Source organism: Myxococcus sp. AM011 (assembly GCF_013372595.1).
In the GTDB taxonomy this organism is placed as follows: Bacteria; Myxococcota; Myxococcia; order Myxococcales; family Myxococcaceae; genus Myxococcus; species Myxococcus eversor.
In genome coordinates, this window is sequence record NZ_JABXEM010000135.1 from 1 (window position 1) to 18,079 (window position 18,079).

General features: G+C 68.7%; 10 protein-coding genes and 2 tRNA genes. 7 read left to right on the forward strand and 5 right to left on the reverse strand.

Annotated features, from left to right (window positions below; genetic code table 11):
* Nucleotides 1–8 precede the first annotated feature (8 nt).
* Nucleotides 9–368, forward strand: a complete 360-nt coding sequence (locus HUW62_RS26150) for a YraN family protein (protein WP_176435946.1) — start codon at nucleotides 9–11, stop codon at nucleotides 366–368.
* A gap of 9 nt (nucleotides 369–377) precedes the next feature.
* Nucleotides 378–1,208, forward strand: a complete 831-nt coding sequence (gene rsmI, locus HUW62_RS26155; protein ID WP_163867004.1) for a 16S rRNA (cytidine(1402)-2'-O)-methyltransferase — start codon at nucleotides 378–380, stop codon at nucleotides 1,206–1,208.
* A gap of 106 nt (nucleotides 1,209–1,314) precedes the next feature.
* Here rsmI and HUW62_RS26160 read toward each other — a convergent pair whose 3' ends face one another.
* The 5 genes from HUW62_RS26160 to HUW62_RS26180 all read right to left on the reverse strand — a co-directional run bounded on the left by HUW62_RS26160 (nucleotide 1,315) and on the right by HUW62_RS26180 (nucleotide 6,697).
* Nucleotides 1,315–2,634, reverse strand: a complete 1,320-nt coding sequence (locus tag HUW62_RS26160) for a hypothetical protein (protein WP_163867005.1) — start codon at nucleotides 2,632–2,634, stop codon at nucleotides 1,315–1,317.
* 95 nt (nucleotides 2,635–2,729) lie between these two features.
* Nucleotides 2,730–3,776, reverse strand: coding sequence for a peptidoglycan DD-metalloendopeptidase family protein (locus HUW62_RS26165; protein ID WP_176435942.1), 1,047 nt, complete (start codon nucleotides 3,774–3,776; stop codon nucleotides 2,730–2,732).
* A 75-nt stretch (nucleotides 3,777–3,851) separates the two neighbouring features.
* The gene (locus HUW62_RS26170) at nucleotides 3,852–5,276 is read right to left on the reverse strand and encodes a sigma-54 dependent transcriptional regulator (RefSeq protein ID WP_163867007.1); all 1,425 of its coding nucleotides are present in this window, start codon (nucleotides 5,274–5,276) and stop codon (nucleotides 3,852–3,854) included.
* A 25-nt stretch (nucleotides 5,277–5,301) separates the two neighbouring features.
* On the reverse strand, nucleotides 5,302–6,171 hold the full coding sequence (encA, locus tag HUW62_RS26175) for an encapsulin nanocompartment shell protein EncA (protein ID WP_163867008.1): 870 nt from the start codon (nucleotides 6,169–6,171) through the stop codon (nucleotides 5,302–5,304).
* 46 nt (nucleotides 6,172–6,217) lie between these two features.
* The gene (locus tag HUW62_RS26180; protein WP_163867009.1) at nucleotides 6,218–6,697 is read right to left on the reverse strand and encodes a ferritin family protein; all 480 of its coding nucleotides are present in this window, start codon (nucleotides 6,695–6,697) and stop codon (nucleotides 6,218–6,220) included.
* Nucleotides 6,698–6,802: 105 nt separating this feature from the next.
* On the opposite strand from HUW62_RS26180, the gene murJ reads away from it, so the two are divergent.
* From murJ to HUW62_RS26205, 5 genes are all read left to right on the forward strand, one after another.
* Nucleotides 6,803–8,503 carry a murein biosynthesis integral membrane protein MurJ gene (gene murJ / locus HUW62_RS26185; protein ID WP_163867010.1) on the forward strand — a complete coding sequence of 567 codons (1,701 nt, stop codon included), beginning with the start codon at nucleotides 6,803–6,805 and terminating at the stop codon, nucleotides 8,501–8,503.
* Nucleotides 8,504–8,787: 284 nt separating this feature from the next.
* Nucleotides 8,788–10,743, forward strand: coding sequence for a S1 RNA-binding domain-containing protein (locus tag HUW62_RS26190; RefSeq protein WP_176435947.1), 1,956 nt, complete (start codon nucleotides 8,788–8,790; stop codon nucleotides 10,741–10,743).
* A gap of 97 nt (nucleotides 10,744–10,840) precedes the next feature.
* Nucleotides 10,841–10,914, forward strand: a tRNA-Met gene (locus tag HUW62_RS26195).
* 68 nt (nucleotides 10,915–10,982) lie between these two features.
* Nucleotides 10,983–11,056, forward strand: a tRNA-Met gene (locus HUW62_RS26200).
* A 554-nt stretch (nucleotides 11,057–11,610) separates the two neighbouring features.
* Nucleotides 11,611–17,811 (forward strand): myxosortase-dependent M36 family metallopeptidase, encoded by a 6,201-nt coding sequence (locus tag HUW62_RS26205; RefSeq protein WP_176435943.1) that lies wholly within the window; start codon nucleotides 11,611–11,613, stop codon nucleotides 17,809–17,811.
* Nucleotides 17,812–18,079 lie beyond the last annotated feature (268 nt).

An 18,079-nucleotide genomic window follows, 5' to 3' on the forward strand; every position in this document is an offset into this window, starting at 1 on the left:
GGCGTGGGGTGCGGCGGGAGTTCGGGGACGAGGCGGAGTCGGTGGCGGTGCGGTACCTGGAGGCGCGGGGCTGGGTGGTGAGGGCTCGCAACTGGCCCTGTCGCTACGGCGAGCTGGACGTGGTGGCGGAGCGCGAGGACACCGTGTGCTTCGTCGAGGTGCGGATGCGCTCCTCGGCCGTGTGGGGAGACCCCGCGCACACCGTGTCCTTCGCCAAGCAACGTCGGGTGGTGAAGGCGGCGCTGCACTATCTCTTCGCTCATGACCTGCGTGGGCGGATGATGCGCTTCGACGTGATTTCGGTGGTGGGGCGCGGAGAGCGCGCCACCGTGGAGCACATTCCCGGCGCCTTCGATGCGGGCATGTAAGGGGAAGGCATGGCTGGAACGCTGTACCTGGTGGCCACGCCCATCGGGAACCTGGGTGACATCACGACTCGCGCGCTGGAGACGCTCCGTGCGGTGCGCTTCATCGCCTGCGAGGACACGCGGCACTCCCGCGTGCTGCTGGACCACTTCGGCATTGGCGGCAAGGACCTGGTGAGCCTGCCGGCCTTCGCGGAGGGACAGCGGGCCGGGCGAATCCTCGACCGGATTTCGGAAGGGGATGACTGCGCGCTCGTCACGGACGCGGGCAGCCCCGCCATCAGCGACCCTGGCGAGCGGCTGGTGGCCGAGGCCCTGGAGCGAGGGCTGACGGTGGTGCCCATTCCAGGTGCCACGGCCCTCGTCGCGGCCCTGAGCGCGTCGGGGCTCCCCACGGGGCGCTTCCACTTCCTGGGCTTCCTGCCCCGCAAGGGCGCCGAGCGGCGTGCCATGCTGGAGGAGGTGGCCGCGCTGTCCGCGACGCTGGTGCTCTACGAGTCTCCTCGCCGTCTGGGAGAGACGCTCCCGGACCTGCAAGAGGCCTGGGGAGATCGCCGAGCGTGCGTGGCCCGTGAGCTGACGAAGCTGCACGAGGAGTTCGTGCGGGGCCCGCTGTCGGAGCTGTCCGCGCGCTACGCGACGGAAGAGGCTCGGGGCGAGGTGGTGGTTCTGGTGGAGGGCCGCACCGGAGAGCGCCGCTGGTCCGAGGAGGAGCTGAAGCGCGGACTCGAGGAGGGGCTGGCTCGCGGCGAGAAGCTCAAGCCGCTGAGTACCGAGCTGGCGCGTCGTGCGGGCTGGTCGGGACAGGACGTCTACCGACTCGGGCTGTCGCTGAAGCGGTGAATCGCCGCGGGTTCCAGGAAGGGTCCTTCCTGGAGCCCAGGTCGCCGCCGTCGCGGCACCGGGAGGGCAGGCGGTGCATGCCGCGCCTCCCGGGTGTGGCCTGTCGCTAGAAGTTGAACGAAGCGCTCAGGTCGAAGCGGAACGTCGTGCTGCCCACGGCACGGAAGCGACGGGAGACCAGGTCGTAGCGCCAGTCGAACGTCGGGTTGAGCTCGGGTGAGCCCGGCGCGGTGTCGACCTGCCCGTTGCCGTCGAGGTCCTGGCCCAGCTCCTCGTTCGTCAGCGTGTGGTCCGTGTTGTAGAGGAACGTGCCCGACGCGCGAATCTTGAAGGCGTCCGACGCGCTCGCGGTGGCGCCGAGCATGCCGCCGACCTGGAAGTAGTCCTCGGAGGTGAGCAGCTTGCGCAGCGCCGCGCTCAGCTCGTTGTTGTACCGGCCGGAGCCCACGTAGTTGCCGATGGCCCGCAGGTCCAGGGTGAACTTCTGGTGCTTCTGGGGCCGGTCGAACGGCACCAGCTCCACACCGGCGGTCATCCCCAGCATCTCGGGCGCCTTGATGCCCGTCTCCTTGCGGTTCCACGGCCCCGTGCCGCAGTTGCCGGGCGCGCCGAGGTTCGGCGGGTTGGCGTTGCGCTGGTCGCAGTTCGAATAGAAGAGCGGGCCTCGGACGGGGATGGTGTAGCTGGCCTTGAAGTACGGCTCGGCCACGCCCATGCGGCGCGAGAACGCCGTGTAGATCTGGTACTTGTGGACCCGGTCGCCGATGTTGCCGCGATCGTCCGAGTTCGTGGTGTCCACGCTCGGATCCCGCACCTTCGCGGTGGGGGCCTCGTAGTCGATGCCGACAATCCAGGTGGGCTTGGTGTCGTCATTCGCCTGGTTGAAGAAGGCGTAGGCCAGGCCGAAGTGGAGGTTGCCCAGACCGCCCCGGAAGCTCTCCTGTGGCACGCCGAAGAGGGGCGCGCCGAGGTTCGCGGGGTCCGAGAGACATCCCGGGATGGTCGAGCCATCCGCGTTGACGCAGTTGTTGGTGATGGTGGACGTCTCCCGGGACGACTGGGAGGTGAAGTCCCACCGCTCGTTCTGCTGGAACACCAGCGGGAGCAGGAAGGACAGCTCCAGGTCCTTGTAGAGACCGATGGCCAGCCTCAGGTTGAGGCGGGCATCCACGCCCTTGTACCAGAGCTCCGCGGCATCACCGCGGGTGGCGGGCGAGCCATCCTCATTGGGAGGCGTGCCCGCTGGCGCGAGCTGCTCGCGGACAATCTTGGCGCGAGTCTGCGTACGTTCGAACCCGACGTCGATGAACAGGTCGAACGGATCGTCCTCCTCGAAGGAGGAAGCGATCCGGGTGATGTCCGCCGCGCTGGCGGCGAACGGCGCGCCCAGTGTAAGCGCGGCGAGTACGGCGCGAAGCCTGTGCATCCGACCTCCGACGGCGAAACGACCGGGCCTTCCGGCAAGCCCGGGGGCTTCCAGCTAGCCGCGCCGTCGAAGGAGTGTCAAGAATCGGGTTGCTTTTACTTCCCCGCGACGGAGGTTCCGAGCAGCCCTTCCAGGCGCCGGACCTCGTCATCGAAGCCCGTCTTGTGGCCGGCCGCCATGGTGCGGCGGTAGGTCTTGTGCTGGTCGAAGGGGTCCAGCACCCGGTCATCCTGGGTCATCAGCTGGTAGTGCAGGTGAGGCGCGAAGGAGCGGCCCGTGTTGCCGCTCCGGCCGATGACCTGACCCACGTTGAAGCGCGTGCCCGGGTGGATGTCCTTGCCCACCTCGTCCAGGTGCAGGAAGAGCGCGCGGCGGCCACGGCCCCCAGCCTCCACCAGTTCCAGGCAGTTGCCGTTGCTGCCCCAGTTCCAGTTCTTGCGCTTCACCACGCCCGCGAAGGGCGCCTTGACGGGCGTGCCCACCGGGGTGCGGAAGTCCACGCCCTTGTGGCGCCGGCCATCGCGCAAGAGCGACGTCACCTGCTCGTAGTCGTCCAGCGGCGACTTCTCCAGGCGCAGCTCCAGTTCCTCGCCCGTGGACAGGTAGTACCGGGCGGCGCCCTCGGTTCCCGCCTGGTAGCGATACGCGCTCAGCGTCTTGCCCAGCTTGGCGCTGGTGAAGCGCACCGCGTGCACCAGGGGCTCTTCGTTGGGGCGGCGCTGGAAGAGCACGTCGAGCGTGTCGCCGCGCAGGATTTCACCCGGCACGGCCACCCACCACACCAGCGTGCGCGTCACCACCTGCGCCAGGGCAGGGCCTACGTCCGCGCCCGCGGCGTTGTTGATGGCCGTCTCCAGCGGGCCGTCGATGCGCATCGACGCGCGCTCAAGACCTGCGGCCTTCACCGGGTCCACGGGAACGGGCGCGGTGAGCGCGGCCGCCGCGACAGCGCCCGCATCGACGGGGCCGGTGGCCTCCGCGACGGGCTGATGAACGGTGGCCTCGCCCGTGGCGTTGGCCATCCGTTGCTTCCACCACCACACGCCCCCGGCGGCTCCGCCCAGGATGAGTGACACGGCGACCACGGGCCCGATGGGGCTGCGCTTGGGTGGTGCACCGAGGGTGGGGAGGTTCGGCCGCATGCTGGCTCCGTGAATGGAAAGAGTGGGCGGGCGCGAAAACCAGCGCCCGCGACGAGGAATTCCGCCCGCCGAGGGTCAATCCTCGGGGCCGTCCTCTTGCTCGTCTGGCGTGGAGTCGCGCAGGCCGAATTCCTTCATCTTCGTCTGCAGTGACTTGCGGCTGATCTGCAGGAGCCGCGCGGCCCGGGTGACGTTGCCCCCCGTCTCATCCAGCTTCTTGACGATGAGGTCCCGCTCCAGCTCCGCCGCCTTCATCCGGACGATGTCCTTCAGCCCCACCTCGCCCGTGGGAACTTCCAGGCTCGGCGTGGGGGTGGACGACACGGGGCTCGGCTGGACGCCCGCTCCCTGACGGACGGGGTCCGGCAGGTCCTTGGCGGTGATGAGCGGCCCGTCCGCGAACAGCAGCGCGCGCTCGATGAGATTCTCCAGCTCGCGGATGTTGCCCGGCCACGAGTATCCCTGGAGCAGCGCGAGCGCCTCGTCGGCGATGCCTTCGATCTTCTTGTTGAGGCGGCGGTTGTACTTGTCCACGAAGTGCCGCGCGAGCATCAGGATGTCGCTGCGGCGCTCGCGCAGGGGCGGCAGGGTGAGCGGCACCACCGCCAGCCGGTAGTACAAGTCCTTGCGGAACCGGCCCGCTTCAATCTCCGCCTGGAGGTCGCGGTTGGTGGCGGCGACGAGGCGCACGTCCACGCGGGTCGTCTTGATGCCGCCCACGCGCTCGAACTCGCCTTCCTGGAGCGCGCGCAGCAGCTTCACCTGCATCTCGACGGGAATCTCCCCGATTTCGTCCAGGAAGAGCGTGCCGCCGTCGGCCAGCTCGAAGCGGCCGGGCTTGGAGGTGACGGCGCCGGTGAAGGCCCCGCGCTCGTAGCCGAACAGCTCGCTCTCCAGCAGCGTGGCGGGGATGGCCGCGCAGTTGATCTTGATGAACGGCTTGTCGCGGCGGCTGGAGGCGCCGTGCAGCGCGGTGGCGATCAACTCCTTGCCGGTGCCGCTCTCGCCGGTGATGAGCACCGTGGAGGGCGTGTCCGCCACCTTGTCGATGACCTTGTAGACGTCCTGCATCTGGGGCGCATCGCCGATGATGGCGGCGCGCGCCTTGAGGTCCGGACGCACGGAGCGGCGGGCGCTCTCGTTCGTCTTGGCGGCCTTGGCGACCACGGCGGACAGCTCCGTCTGGTCGAAGGGCTTGGTGATGTAGTCGAACGCGCCCGCTTTGATGGCGTCCACGGCCGAGTCCACGGTGCCGTGCGCGGTGATGATGATGACGGGCACGTCCGGGTTGGCGGCGCGGACGTTGCTGAGCACCTCCATGCCGCCCACCTTGGGCATCACCAGGTCCGTCACGACGATGTCGGCGCCGTTCTTGTGGAACTCGGCGAGCCCCTGCTCACCGTTCTCCGCGACGGTGACGTCGAAGCCATCCCGGCGCAGCATCGCGGCGAGCACCTTGCGGAGATTCGCCTCGTCGTCGATCACCAGGACCTTGGCCATGGGAGCAGGGCGCGCGAGGGCCGGACTAACGACGGGGGGCCGGCGCCGCGGTGGGGCCCTCGAGGGTGCAGATGGCGTCCGGGTGCTTGATGCGCAGCAGGAGGGCCTCCAGCACGCGGAACGGATGGTTCATCCGCGAGGCGCCCAGGTAGGCCGCCACCATGTCCATGGCGACCGCCAGGTCCATGTTCTCGCGGCCGGTGGACACCACCACGCCCGAGTCACCGCGCAGGCGGTTGGACTGGTAGACGCCGTCGGCGGCCAACTGCTTGATGGTCTCGATCTCCAGCACGCCCGTCTTCTCGTAGATGCGGTGCAGCTGCGAGTAGAGCCGAGGCGACAGCACCACCGCGTAGGGGCCGAAGTGGCCGTGCTCGTTGAGCGTGCGCGTGGCCTCGACGATGGCCTGGAACCCACCGCCCGCCACCGTCCAGTCGCCCAGATTCACGGTGAGCCGGCCGTTGGCCGTCATCAGGCCCTCGTAGCCCAGCTTCGCGTCGCCGTAGAAGATGAGCTCGTCTTCCTGCTGCGCGCACAGGGCGGCCGCGCCCGCGGCGGCCGACACGTCCAGCGGCATGTTGTGCGTCCGCGCCGCCTCGATGTCGCGCCAGTGCAGCAGGAAGTCCTTGTAGATGATGGGGATGGTCTTGAACTTGCGCGCGTCGGTGAAGACCATCGCGGTCTCCTGCTCGCCGACGATGTCCACCGCGCCCGGGGACACGCCCTGGAACTCGTCGTAGGGCACCGTCTGCACGCCCGCGCCCAGCGGACCGTAGATGTCGAGGATGCGGCGGCCCACCAGCGAGCGCCGCGCGACCTGGATGACGGTCTCATTCAGGCGCGCCCACTCCTCTTCACGGAGCGGGTTCTCGGCATGTCCAAGGAAGTCAGGCATCGAACAGTCTCCAGATACTCAACAAGGAGAAGAGGGAAGGAACGCTTCAGCGATTGCTGCCGCCACCGCCACCACTGCGGCGGAGCGAGCCCACCGTGAGGGGATGGGACTCCACGGCGGGCGGCGGAGCGGGCAGGCCGTACATCAGGCGCTGCGGGGGAAGGGACGTGAGCGGCTCCACCGGGGACCGGCCGTTGATGACGTTCGGCGTCGGCGGTGGAGGCGGAGAGGGCGAATGGGCCGCGACAGGTGTGCCGGTGCTGGCGACGGCCTGCTGGAAGTGCCCGGCCGCGATGGGACTGGTGAAGCGGGTGTCCTGGCTGGCGTCGAGCATGCGCAGCATGTGGACCGCCTCCGAAACGTGCTCTTTCTCCTCTGTCGCCAGGTGGAGGAAGAACGCCTTCACTTCGGGGTGGGTGGCGGCCCGGGCGAAGGACTCGTATTCGTTGATGGTCTCCAGCTCACGCGCCAGCACGCGGCGGATGCGCGCCACGTCGTCCAGGTCGCTGTCCGGGGTATCGGCCATTGGGAATGGACCCTTGCAATGCGCCGGGGGCACCGTCAAGAGAAACAGGGCCCGGTGGGTTTCCTGCTTCATGCCACTTGACGTCACGCGTAGAGTCCGCCGCTCGTGACCGCCTCCGTGCCCGAGCCTTCCCCGCCGCCTCCCACCGCCTCGCCCCCTCGGTCCGAGCGCTCCAGCGGCCGAGGCGCGCTGCTCGTGGCCACCGGCATTCTCGCCTCCAAGCTCGTGGGGCTCGTGCGCGAGCGCGTCTTCGCGCACTACCTGGGGAACGAGGCGGCGGCGGCCATCTTCAAGGCGGCGCTGCGCATCCCCAACTTCCTGCAGAACCTGTTTGGCGAGGGCGTGCTCTCCGGCTCGTTCATTCCGGTGTATGCCCAACTGCTTGGCCGCAAGGACACGGAGGAGGCGGACCGGGTGGCGGGCGCGGTGTTCGGCCTGCTTTCCTTGGCCACCGCGCTGCTCGTGGGCGCGGGCATGCTCTTCACCCCGCTCTTCGTGGACCTCATCGCTCCGGGCTTCGAGGGCTACTCACGCGAGCTGGCCATCCGCGTGGTGCGCATCCTCTTCCCAGGCACCGGCTTCCTGGTCCTGAGCGCCTGGTGTCTGGGCATCCTCAACAGCCACCGCCGCTTCCTGCTGTCGTATCTGGCGCCCGTCGTGTGGAACGGCGCCATCATCCTCACGCTGCTGGTGCTCGGCGGCCGGTATAGCGAGGAGCGACTGGTGGAGCTGCTCGCCTACGGCGTCGTGGCGGGCAGCTTCCTCCAGTTCGCGGTGCAGGTGCCCAGCGTCCTCAATCTCCTGGGGCGCTTCAGGCCGTCGCTCTCCACCGTGGCGGCGCCGGTGCGCCAGGTGCTCAAGAGCTTCGGGCCCGTCGTCCTGGGGCGAGGCGTGGTGCAGTTCAGCGCGTGGGTGGACACGGCCTTCGCCACGCTCATCTCCGGGCGGGCCATGTCCTCGCTGGTCTACGCGCAGACCATCTATCTGATCCCGGTGAGCCTCTTCGGCATGGCGGTGTCCGCGGCGGAGCTGCCGGAGATGGCGCGCGCGGCGGACGGCGAGCGGGAAGAGGTCGTCGCGAAGCTTCGGGCGCGCATCGACGCGGGCGCGCGGCGCATCGCCTTCTGGGTGGTGCCCTCGGCCGCGGCCTTCTTCTTCCTGGGGGACATGGTCGCCGCGGCGCTGCTGCAGACGGGCCGCTTCAGCGCGGCGGACTCGCGCTACCTCTGGTACCTGCTCATCGGCGCGTCCGTGGGGCTGGTGGCCGCCACCGTGGGCCGGCTCTATGCCTCCGCGTTCTACGCGCTGAAGGATCCAAAGACGCCGTTGCGCTTCGCCATCGTCCGCGTGGCGCTGGGCTCGCTGGGCGCCTGGGCCCTGGGCCTTCACGGGCCCGAGTGGCTGGGGCTTCCCCCCGAACTGGGCGCGCTCGGCCTCACGCTCTCCAGCGGCATGGTGGCCTGGCTGGAGTCGACCCTCCTGCGCCGCAAGCTCTCCCGACAGTTGGGCCGGGTGGGCGTGCCCTCGGGGTTGCTGCCCCGGCTGTGGGGCGCGGCGGTGATCGGCGGGGTGGTGGCCCTGGGGGTGAAGCTGGGGCTTGCCTCGGTGCTGGGTCCCATGCCCGGAGTACAAGAAGAGTGGGGTGGCGCCTTCCTCGCCCCCCCCGCGCTGCATCCCATCCTGGGATTCGTCGCCGTCGCCCTCCCGATGGGAGTAATCTATTTCGCGGTGGCCGCGGCGCTCGGCGTTCCAGAGGCCAGCGCGGTGTTCCGCAAGGTTTCTGGCCGCCTGCAGCGCAAGCGCTAAGTCCGCGCCATTGCTCGGCTCCTGACGGGGCAGGCAGGCTTTGATTGGGGGTGCAAACAGGTGTCGGAAGGGAAGGCGTAATGGGCTCTCTTCGTTAGGGTCCAGGTGGCGGTGTGGACCACGTGCGTGTCATCGGGGCTTCCTCCCGACAGGGCGCGCGTGTAGAGTGCGCCGCCTTTTTCATGGGCTCCGGCTTCACGGGAAGTCTGGGCTGACTTCGTCTCAGGAAGGTCTCGGCAGTGAGCGACGAGAAGAACGGTTCCAATGCGGGCGGTCCTGGCGGAATGGGCCCCAAGAAGCCGAAGGCGACCTTCGGCGACGTGATGCTCGGCATTCCTTCGGGCGGCGCGAGCCGTGGCGAGGGAGGTCGCGGCGGCGGCGGTGGTCGCGGAGGCGAGCGCGGCGGTCCCGGTCAGGGACGCGGTGCGCAGCCGCGCCCCGAGGGAGGAGCGCCCGGCGAGGAGCGCCGTCCGCGGGGTGCTGACCGAGGCGGCGAGCGCCGCGGTGGTGGCGGCGAGCGCCGTCCGTCCGGTCCCATGGTCGTCGTGAAGCGGGCGTCGGGTGCCATCGAAACGCGGGGTCCGGTGGGTGATCAGCCCGCCGAGGCGACCGCGACCGCGGAGGCGACCACGGCCGCCGCCGAGGCCTCCGGTGCCACGCCGACTCCGACGCCGCGCCCTGTCGCGCCGACGCCGGCGCCTTCCACGGCGCTGTACGAGGAGCAACCCGAATCCGAGTCCTTCGCCGAGATGTTCGAGGCGCAGGCCAAGGAGGGGGGCACTCCGGGTCGTCGAGGCGTGCGCCTGGGCGAGAAGGTCAAGGGCACCATCTTCCAGCTCGGCGCGGACACCGCGTTCGTGTCGCTGGAGGGCTCGTCCAAGAGCGAGGCGATGATCGAGCTTCGCGAGCTCAAGGACGACGAGGGCATCCTGCGCTTCGGCGTCGGCGACAGCCTGGAGGCGCACGTCATCGAATTGGGCGCCAAGGGCATCGTCCTGAGCCGCGCGCTAGCCAAGGGCAGCGCGTCCATGGCGATGCTGGCCGAGGCTCGCGCTTCCGGCATGCCCGTCGAGGGCATGGTGCTGAGCGTGAACAAGGGCGGTGTGGAGGTCGCCATCGGCGACCAGCGCGCCTTCTGCCCCATCAGCCAGTTGGACCTGCGCTACGTGGAGAAGCCGGACCAGTTCATCGGCGAGAAGCTCAAGTTCCGCGTCACGGAAGTGCGTGACCGCAACGTGGTGCTGTCGCGCCGCTCGCTGCTCGAGGACGAGCAGCGTCAGCTCGCCTCGGAGACGCGCAAGAACCTGGCCCAGGGCAGCATCGTCAAGGGCAAGGTCTCCGGCGTGCGCGACTTCGGCGTGTTCGTGGACCTGGGCGGCGTGGAGGGAATGATCCCCGTCTCCGAGCTCTCGTACACGCGCGTGGGTCACCCCAGCGACGTGGTGAAGTCCGGCGACGATGTGGAGGTGGAGATCCTGCGCATGGAGCCCGCGCAGCCCAACTCGCCCGACAAGACCAAGCAGAAGGAGCGCATCACGCTGTCCATGCGCTCGCGGCAGGAGGACCCGTTCAAGAAGGCGATCTCCGAGATCAAGGAGGGAGACCGCCTGCAGGGCAAGGTCGTCCGGCTCCAGCAGTTCGGCGCCTTCGTGGAGCTGCGTCCCGGCGTGGACGGCCTGGTCCACATCTCCGCCCTGAGTGATCGGCGCATCGCGCACCCGCGCGACGTCGTGAAGGAAGGGGAGACCATCTGGGTCGCCGTCGAGAAGATCGACGTGAACGAAAAGCGCATCGGCCTGCGCCGCATCTCCGAGGAGGAGGCGCAGCGTCCTCCCGAGGAGCGTACGGCTCCGGTGGCGGCGGAGAAGTCCGCGCCTTCGGCTCCGGCCGCGCCGCGCCCCAAGGCGGGGCAGGTGGTGGTGGGCAAGGTGGACCGCATCGAGCCCTACGGCGTGTTCCTCCAGTTCCCGGGTGGCAAGGGTCTGCTCCCCGCGAGCGAGACGGGCACCGAGCGCGGCACGGATCTGCGCAAGCACTACGCGCTCGGCCAGGAGGTGAAGGTGGCGATTCTCGACATCGACGCCTCCGGCAAGATTCGTCTGTCCGTCACCGCCGCGGTGCGCGCCGAAGAGCGCGCCGAGGTGGAGGAGTGGCAGAAGACGCAGCAGCCGCAGGGCGCCGCCGCTGGAAAGAAGGGCTTCGGCACGCTCGCTGATCTCTTCAGCAAGTTCGGCAAGTGATTCACCGCGCCCGAACATGTTTGAAGCGTGTTCGGGTTCGTGGGAAATAGATGTTGCAGTCCACGGCGAGGGGCGGTACTACCTCCCTCGCCGCTGACGCGGGGTGGAGCAGCCTGGTAGCTCGTCGGGCTCATAACCCGAAGGTCGCAGGTTCAAATCCTGCCCCCGCAATTAGGAATGCCAGAGGCCCGGAGAATAGAAAGCCGGGCCTCTGGTGTTTATAGGCAGACACAACATGGCGCGGGGTGGAGCAGCCTGGTAGCTCGTCGGGCTCATAACCCGAAGGTCGCAGGTTCAAATCCTGCCCCCGCAACTTGGTGTCTTTTGAAGCCTGTCTGGCTTCGGAAGCGCCGCAAGGTTGAAGACCCCGGTTACCAGCAATGGTGGCCGGGGTTTTCTCTTTCGTGCGCTCCATCGTCGCCGCGCTCCTGCATCCGCTCGCCGCGCGCCAGCGCCTCACGTACTGGGTTTGCTCCAGGCGGGGCAGGGCGGCCGCTCACGAGGCGGACTGTCAGGGGCTCGACTCCCGCACGGACTCCGCGTCGTGTCTGGCTTGACACGGGGGAACCCGGGTAGGTCCGCCAGCACTGGAATGTGGCCAACGAACACTGTAGCCACCTGATTTGACAGGGCATTTTTCAGACCCGGTCTCTCGTGGATGCGGAAATCTCCCGCCATCGTAGAAATAACCGCGATGTCGCCTTTCAACTTACACCAGTAAAGGCACTAATCTCTCCAACAGGTGACAAATTGTCACCTGGGAGCCAATCAGAACAGACCTGAACTTCCGGCGAGGTTGTCGGAAAGCGACGTATCGGGTCTCCCGGGCGGCTCCCACCCCGCGCAATCCCATGGGAGCACCCCCACGTGAGAAGGTTGGTTGCCAAGCTGTCCGGCCTGGCGCTGGTACTTTCAGGTACCGGCTCCTTCGCCCGGACGCTGCCGAACTACGACGCATTCCTTGAGGCGAAGCCCGCGAGCCGTACCACCGCGAGCTTCAAGCCGGTGGACGCCGACACGAATGTCCGTGTCACCCACCGCGACGAGCACACTGGCGCGCCCCGCTTCCTCTGGGCCAACGGTGGCGCTCAGACGAACAACAAGCTGAAGGCGCAGTACGCCAGCATGGCGCCGGCGCAGGCGGCCCTCGCCCAGCTTGGCGACTACACGGCGATGTATGGCGTGAAGTCGTTCGAGATGGCTGGTGCGCGCGTCTCCGGTGTCAAGCAGATGGCCGCGGGCGTCAAGGTTGTCACCGTGGCGCAGGAGATCTCCGGTGTCGAGGTGTTCCGCCAGAGCCTCCGGTTGCTCTTGAACAAGAACAACGAACTGGTGTCGATCTCCGGCACCATCTCCGAGCACGTGACGGCGACGCGCACGGTCCCGGAGCGCTTGCAGTTCAAGCTGTCCGCCAAGTCCGCCATCGCCGCTGCCTATCAGGATGTCACCGGCTCCGCGCTCGACGGCAGCCTGTTGGCGGAGGTGAAGAGCGCGAAGCCCACGGGGCCTTACACGCACTACACCCTGGCCTCGTACGCGCGTCCTCAGGAAGAGGGCCTCCTGGAGCCCGCGCGCGCCAAGCAGGTCTACTACGAACTGCCGAACGCGCTGGTGCCCGCGTACTACGTCGAAGTCTTCACCGGCCGCGGGGACAGTGTCGATTCGGACGCCTACTCGTACGTCATCTCCGCGGTGGATGGCCGAGTGCTGTCTCGCAAGGACATGCGCGAGCAGGCCGCCTTCAGCTATCGCGTCTTCGCGGACTCCACACCCCCGTATACGCCTCACGACGGCCCCGCGGGCACGAACGCCACGCCGCACCCGGACGGTGCGCCGACGGGCTTCCGGCCCGCGTTCGTCCCCCCCTCGCTCGTCACCCTGCAGAACGCGCCCTACAGCGAGAATGACCCGTGGCTGCCGGCCGGTGCCACGGTGACGACCGGTAACAACGTGGACGCGTTCGCGGACCTCGTGGCTCCGGACCTCTACAACACGGGCGACCTTCGCCCCACCGTCACGGCTCCCGGCGTGTTCGACCGCACGATGCTGTTCGACATCCAGCCGAACGCCAACGCCGAGCAGATCTCCGCGGCGACGACCAGCTTGTTCTTCATGAACAACTGGCTGCACGACTGGTACTACGACACCGGGTTCGACGAGTCGACGGGCAATGCTCAGGCCGACAACTTCGGGCGCGGCGGTGTTGGCAACGACCGCATCCTGGCGCAGGCGCAGGATTACAGCGGCATGGACAACGCCAACATGACGACGCCGGCGGATGGTGCCTCGCCGCGCATGCAGATGTACCGCTTCTCCGGCCCGCGCATCGCGCGCCTGACGGTGAACGCTCCGGGCAACGTCGCGGGCAACTATGCCGTCGGTATCGCTTCGGGCATGGGCCCTCAAGTGTTCGACGTGGTGGGTGACGTCATCATCGCGTTGGATGGGGTGACCGCGCCTGGAACGTCCCCGACGGACGGCTGCACCGCGCTGACCAACGCGGCGGCGGTGGCTGGCAACATCGCCCTCATCGACCGCGGTAACTGCGACTTCCTCGTCAAGGCCACCGTGGCCCAGGCCGCAGGCGCGCGGGGCATCATCATCGCCGACAATGCCGCCGGACCTGTCGCGGACATGGGGGGGGCTTCCGCCGCCATCACCATCCCCTTGCTGCGCATCACCCTGTCGGATGGCAACCTGCTCCGCAACGCCGCGGGCCTCAACGTGCGCCTGGTTCGTGAGGCGAGCATCGGCCCGGACGGCACCGTCGACAACATCATCGTCGCGCACGAGTGGGGGCACTACATCAGCAACCGCCTCGTCATGAACTCCTCGGGTTTGATCAACCAGCAGGGGCGTTCCATGGGTGAGGGTTGGGCTGACTTCCACGCGCTGCTCATGGTGACCCGGCCGGAGGACATCAACGTCCCCTCCAATCCCAACTGGACGGGCGCATACGGCGCCGCCGAGTTCGCCCCGCGCTACGGCTCTCCCGACAGCGCCTTTTTCGGCATCCGCCGCGTGACGTACTCCTCCGACATGGCGAAGAACGCGCTGACGTTCCGCCACATCTCGAACTCGTCGCCCCTGCCCACCACGGCGCCCATCATCCCGAACGCCAGCGTGAACTCGCAGTTCCACAACTCCGGCGAGGTGTGGGCCACCATGCTCTGGGAGGCCTATACGTCGCTGCTGCGCGCGCACCCGTTCCAGGTCGCCCAGGACCGGATGAAGCAGTACATCGTCCTGGGATACATGCAGACGCCGACCGCGCCCACCTTCCTGGAGGCGCGTGACGCCATCCTCGCGGGCGCCCATGCCGTGGACCCCGAGGATGCCGAGCGCATGTGGGTGGCCTTCGCCAAGCGCGGCGCCGGTGTCGGCGCCGTGGGCCCGTCCTACGTCTCCACGACTCATGAGGGTGTGGTGGAGAGCTTCCGCACGGGTCCCGCCCTGGGGCTCGACGGCGCGACGCTCTCCGACGATCTGCCCGCCAGTTCGTGTGATCGCGACGGCGTGCTCGACAATGGTGAGACGGGCCGCATCCTCGTCACCATCGCGAACACCGGCTCGCACCCCTCGCGCAATGGCTCCATCACCGTGTTCTCCCCGACCCGCGGTGTCAGCATCGCCAACGGCGGCTTTGTCCGGCTGCCGGAGATCGCCGTCTTCGGTCAGGCGACGGTGTCCGTGCCCGTGACGCTGACGGGCGCCGCGCCGAACTCCGTCGCGGAGTTCATCATCTCCTTCCGCGATGAGAACCAGGCGGTCCCGGGCGACGTGATTGCGTCGCTGACCGCGATGACCAACTACGACGAGGTTCCGGAGAGCAGCCGCACGGAGACCGTCCAGTCCAACCCCGCGACGCTCCCCTGGGAGCTGGAGTCCAGCGAGTCGCCGACCGTCACCGAGAACTACTTCGGGCTCGTCTACGTCGACGAGGCGTTCATCGACCGCGCCTTCTTCGGTGAGAACCTGGGGGTCCCCACGGACTTCTGGCTGAAGACGCCGCCCCTCGAGGTGAGCACCACCGCGCCGTTCATCGTCACGTTCGACCACGCCCACGACTTCGAGGCCGACGCCAGCTTCAACTACGACGGCGCCGTCATCGAGCTCACCAATGACAACGGTCAGACGTGGATCGACATCGGCGGGCCGCTGTACGGCGGCGTGCTGGATACCGCCCCGGGCGTGCTGAACCCGCTGCAGGGTCGTCAGGCCATCGTCGGCACGAGCGCGAACTTCCCCACGCTCAACCCCGCGACCCTGGACCTGGGCACCACGTACGCTGGCCAGACGGTGCAGATCCGCTTCCGCATCGGTACCGACAACTTCGTCGGAGCGACGGGCTGGGCGCTGGACAACCTGTCCTTCAGCGGCATCACCAACACCCCGTTCACCGCACTGGCGGCGGACGACAACGTGTGTCTGAACCGTTCTCCGGTCGCCAATGCCGGTGCGGATCAGATCGTCAACGAGCGCACCGCGGTGTCGGTGACGGGCAGCGGGACGGACGCCGACGGCGACGCCCTGACGTACTCCTGGACGCAGTTCTCCGGCACGGCGGTCACGCTGGCCGGTGCCAACACCGCCACGGTGACCTTCACGGCTCCTGAAGTGGCGTCGGACCGCGACATCGTCCTTCGCCTGGTGGTCAGCGACGGCAGCCTGACCTCCACGGACTACGTGACGGTGCGCATCCTCAACGTCAACCGCGCTCCCACGGTGAACGCGGGCCTGGACGGCTCCGCGGATGAGCGTGGCAGCTTCACGCTGTCCGGCTCCGCGAGCGACGCGGACGGCGACAGCATCACCTACCTCTGGACGCAGGTGTCCGGCACGCCGGTGGCGCTGACGGGCTACACGGCGGCCTCCGCCACGTTCGCGACCCCCGAGGTGGACTTCGCCACGACGCTCACGTTCCGCCTCACCGTCTCCGACGGCAAGGTCAGCGTGAACGACACCGTGGACGTGGTCATCAACGACGTGAACCGCGCCCCCGTCGTCACCGCCTCGTCGGTGACGGTCGACGAGCGCAGCACCGCCACCCTCGCGGCCACGGCCTCGGATGCGGACGGTGACACGCTGACGTACGCCTGGACGCAGCTGTCCGGCACGGCGGTGACGTTGTCCGGTGCCAACACCGCGAACGCTTCCTTCGCGACGGGCGAAGTGGCCGCCACCGCCATCCTCACCTTCCGGGTGACGGTGTCCGATGGCACCGCCGAGGCGACCCAGGACGTGACGGTGAACGTGCTGCACATCAACCGCGCTCCGACGGTGAACGCGGGCCTGGATGGTGCCGTGGACGAGCGCGCCGTGGCCACGCTGAGCGGCTCGGCGAGCGACGCGGACGGCGACACCCTGACGTACACCTGGGTGCAGACGGCCGGTACGCCGGTGGGCATCACCAACGCCACCTCGGCCATCGCCACCTTCACCGCGCCGGAGACGGCGACCGGTGAGACGCTGACCTTCCGCCTGACGGTGAGCGACGGCAGCTCCACCGCCAGCGACACGGTCAACGTGGTGGTCAACCCGGTGAACCGCGCCCCGGCGGTGACGGCGTCCGACGTGACGGCCGACGAGCGGAGCACCGTCTCCCTCGTGGCCCAGGGCACCGACCCGGATGGCGACACGCTGACCTACGCGTGGACGCAGCTGACGGGCACGCCGGTGACGCTCGCGAACGCCGACTCGGCGACCGCGGACTTCGACGCGGGTGACGTGGACGCCGACGAGGTGCTCACGTTCCGCGTGACGGTGTCCGATGGCACCGTCGAGGCGACCCAGGACGTGACGGTGACGCTGCGCAACGTGAACCGTGCTCCCACGGCGAACGCGGGTACGGCGGCCTCCGCCGTGTCCGGCACCACCGTGACGCTCGATGGCAGCGCGAGCAGCGATGCCGATGGCACCGCGCTGTCCTACGCGTGGACCCAGGTCAGCGGCCCGTCCGTGACGCTGTCCAATGCGACGTCCGCCCAGCCGACCTTCACCGCTCCTTCGGTGCAGGCGCAGCGCGACCTGGTGTTCAGCCTGGTCGTGAGTGACGGGGTCGCGAGCAGCGCGGCCTCCCTGGTGGTCATCACCATCAACCCGACGAACATTCCGAACCGGGCTCCGGTGGTGTCGGCGTCCGCGGTGACGGCCGACGAGCGGAGCACTGTCTCCCTCGTTGCCGAGGCCACGGATGAGGACGGCGACACGCTGACCTACGTGTGGACGCAGCTGACGGGCACCACGGTGACCCTCCAGAACGCCAACACCGCGACCGCGACGTTCGACGCGGGCGAGGTGGATGCCAACGCGGAACTCACGTTCCGCGTGACGGTGGGCGACGGCAAGACCACCACCACGAAGGTCGTGGCGGTGACGGTGCGCAACGTGAACCGTGCTCCCACGGCGAACGCGGGCGCGGCGGCTACCGCCCAGTCCGGCGCCACCGTGACGCTGGATGGCACCGCGAGCAGCGATGCCGACGGCACGGCGGTGACGTATGCGTGGACCCAGGTCAGCGGCCCGTCCGTGACGCTGTCCGACGCCACGGCGGCCCAGCCCTCCTTCACCGCTCCGACGGTGACGGCGGAGCGTGACCTGGTGTTCAGCCTGGTGGTGAGCGACGGGGCGGCGAGCAGCACGGCCTCCCTGGTGGTCATCACCGTGACGGCGGCGCCGGTGGAGAACACCGCGCCGGTGGCCAAGGCCCGCATCATCCTCAATGGCAGCCAGACGTCGATGACCCTCGACGGCTCGGCTTCCACCGACGCGAATGGCGATGCCCTGACCTACAAGTGGGAGCAGACGGGCGGCCCGGGCGTCACGCTCAACGAGTCGACCAAGGCGGTGCTCAGCGTGGACGTTCCGGAGCTGGATGACGACAGCGCCACGTTCACGTTCAAGCTGACGGTGAAGGACCCCGCGGGTGCCACCCACAGCGTCACGGTGGAGGCCACGGCCACCCCGGATGATGGGGGTGGGTGCTCGTCCACGGGCGCGGGTGCTCCGGCGGGCATGCTCGCCCTGGCGCTCCTCAGCCTGCTGCACCGTCGTCGCCGCCTGAACTAGTCGGACCGCCGCCTCTCTTCTCGGAGAGGCGGCTCGCTTCCGGGGACGGGTGCCTCACAGGCCCGGACCCGGAGGTGCTCCACTCGCTTCAGCGGTCCTGAGTGCTCTTGAAGTCAGACGGCCGGCATCCTCTCGCGAGGGTGTCGGCCGTTGCTCATTCCGGCGCCATGGGAGGGGCGGTGACGGTGACTGGTGCACGAATCCGGGGCGCGCCGCGCTGGCGGACTCTCATGCTGGGGCAGGCTCGGCTCGCGTGTGGCCCGGTCGG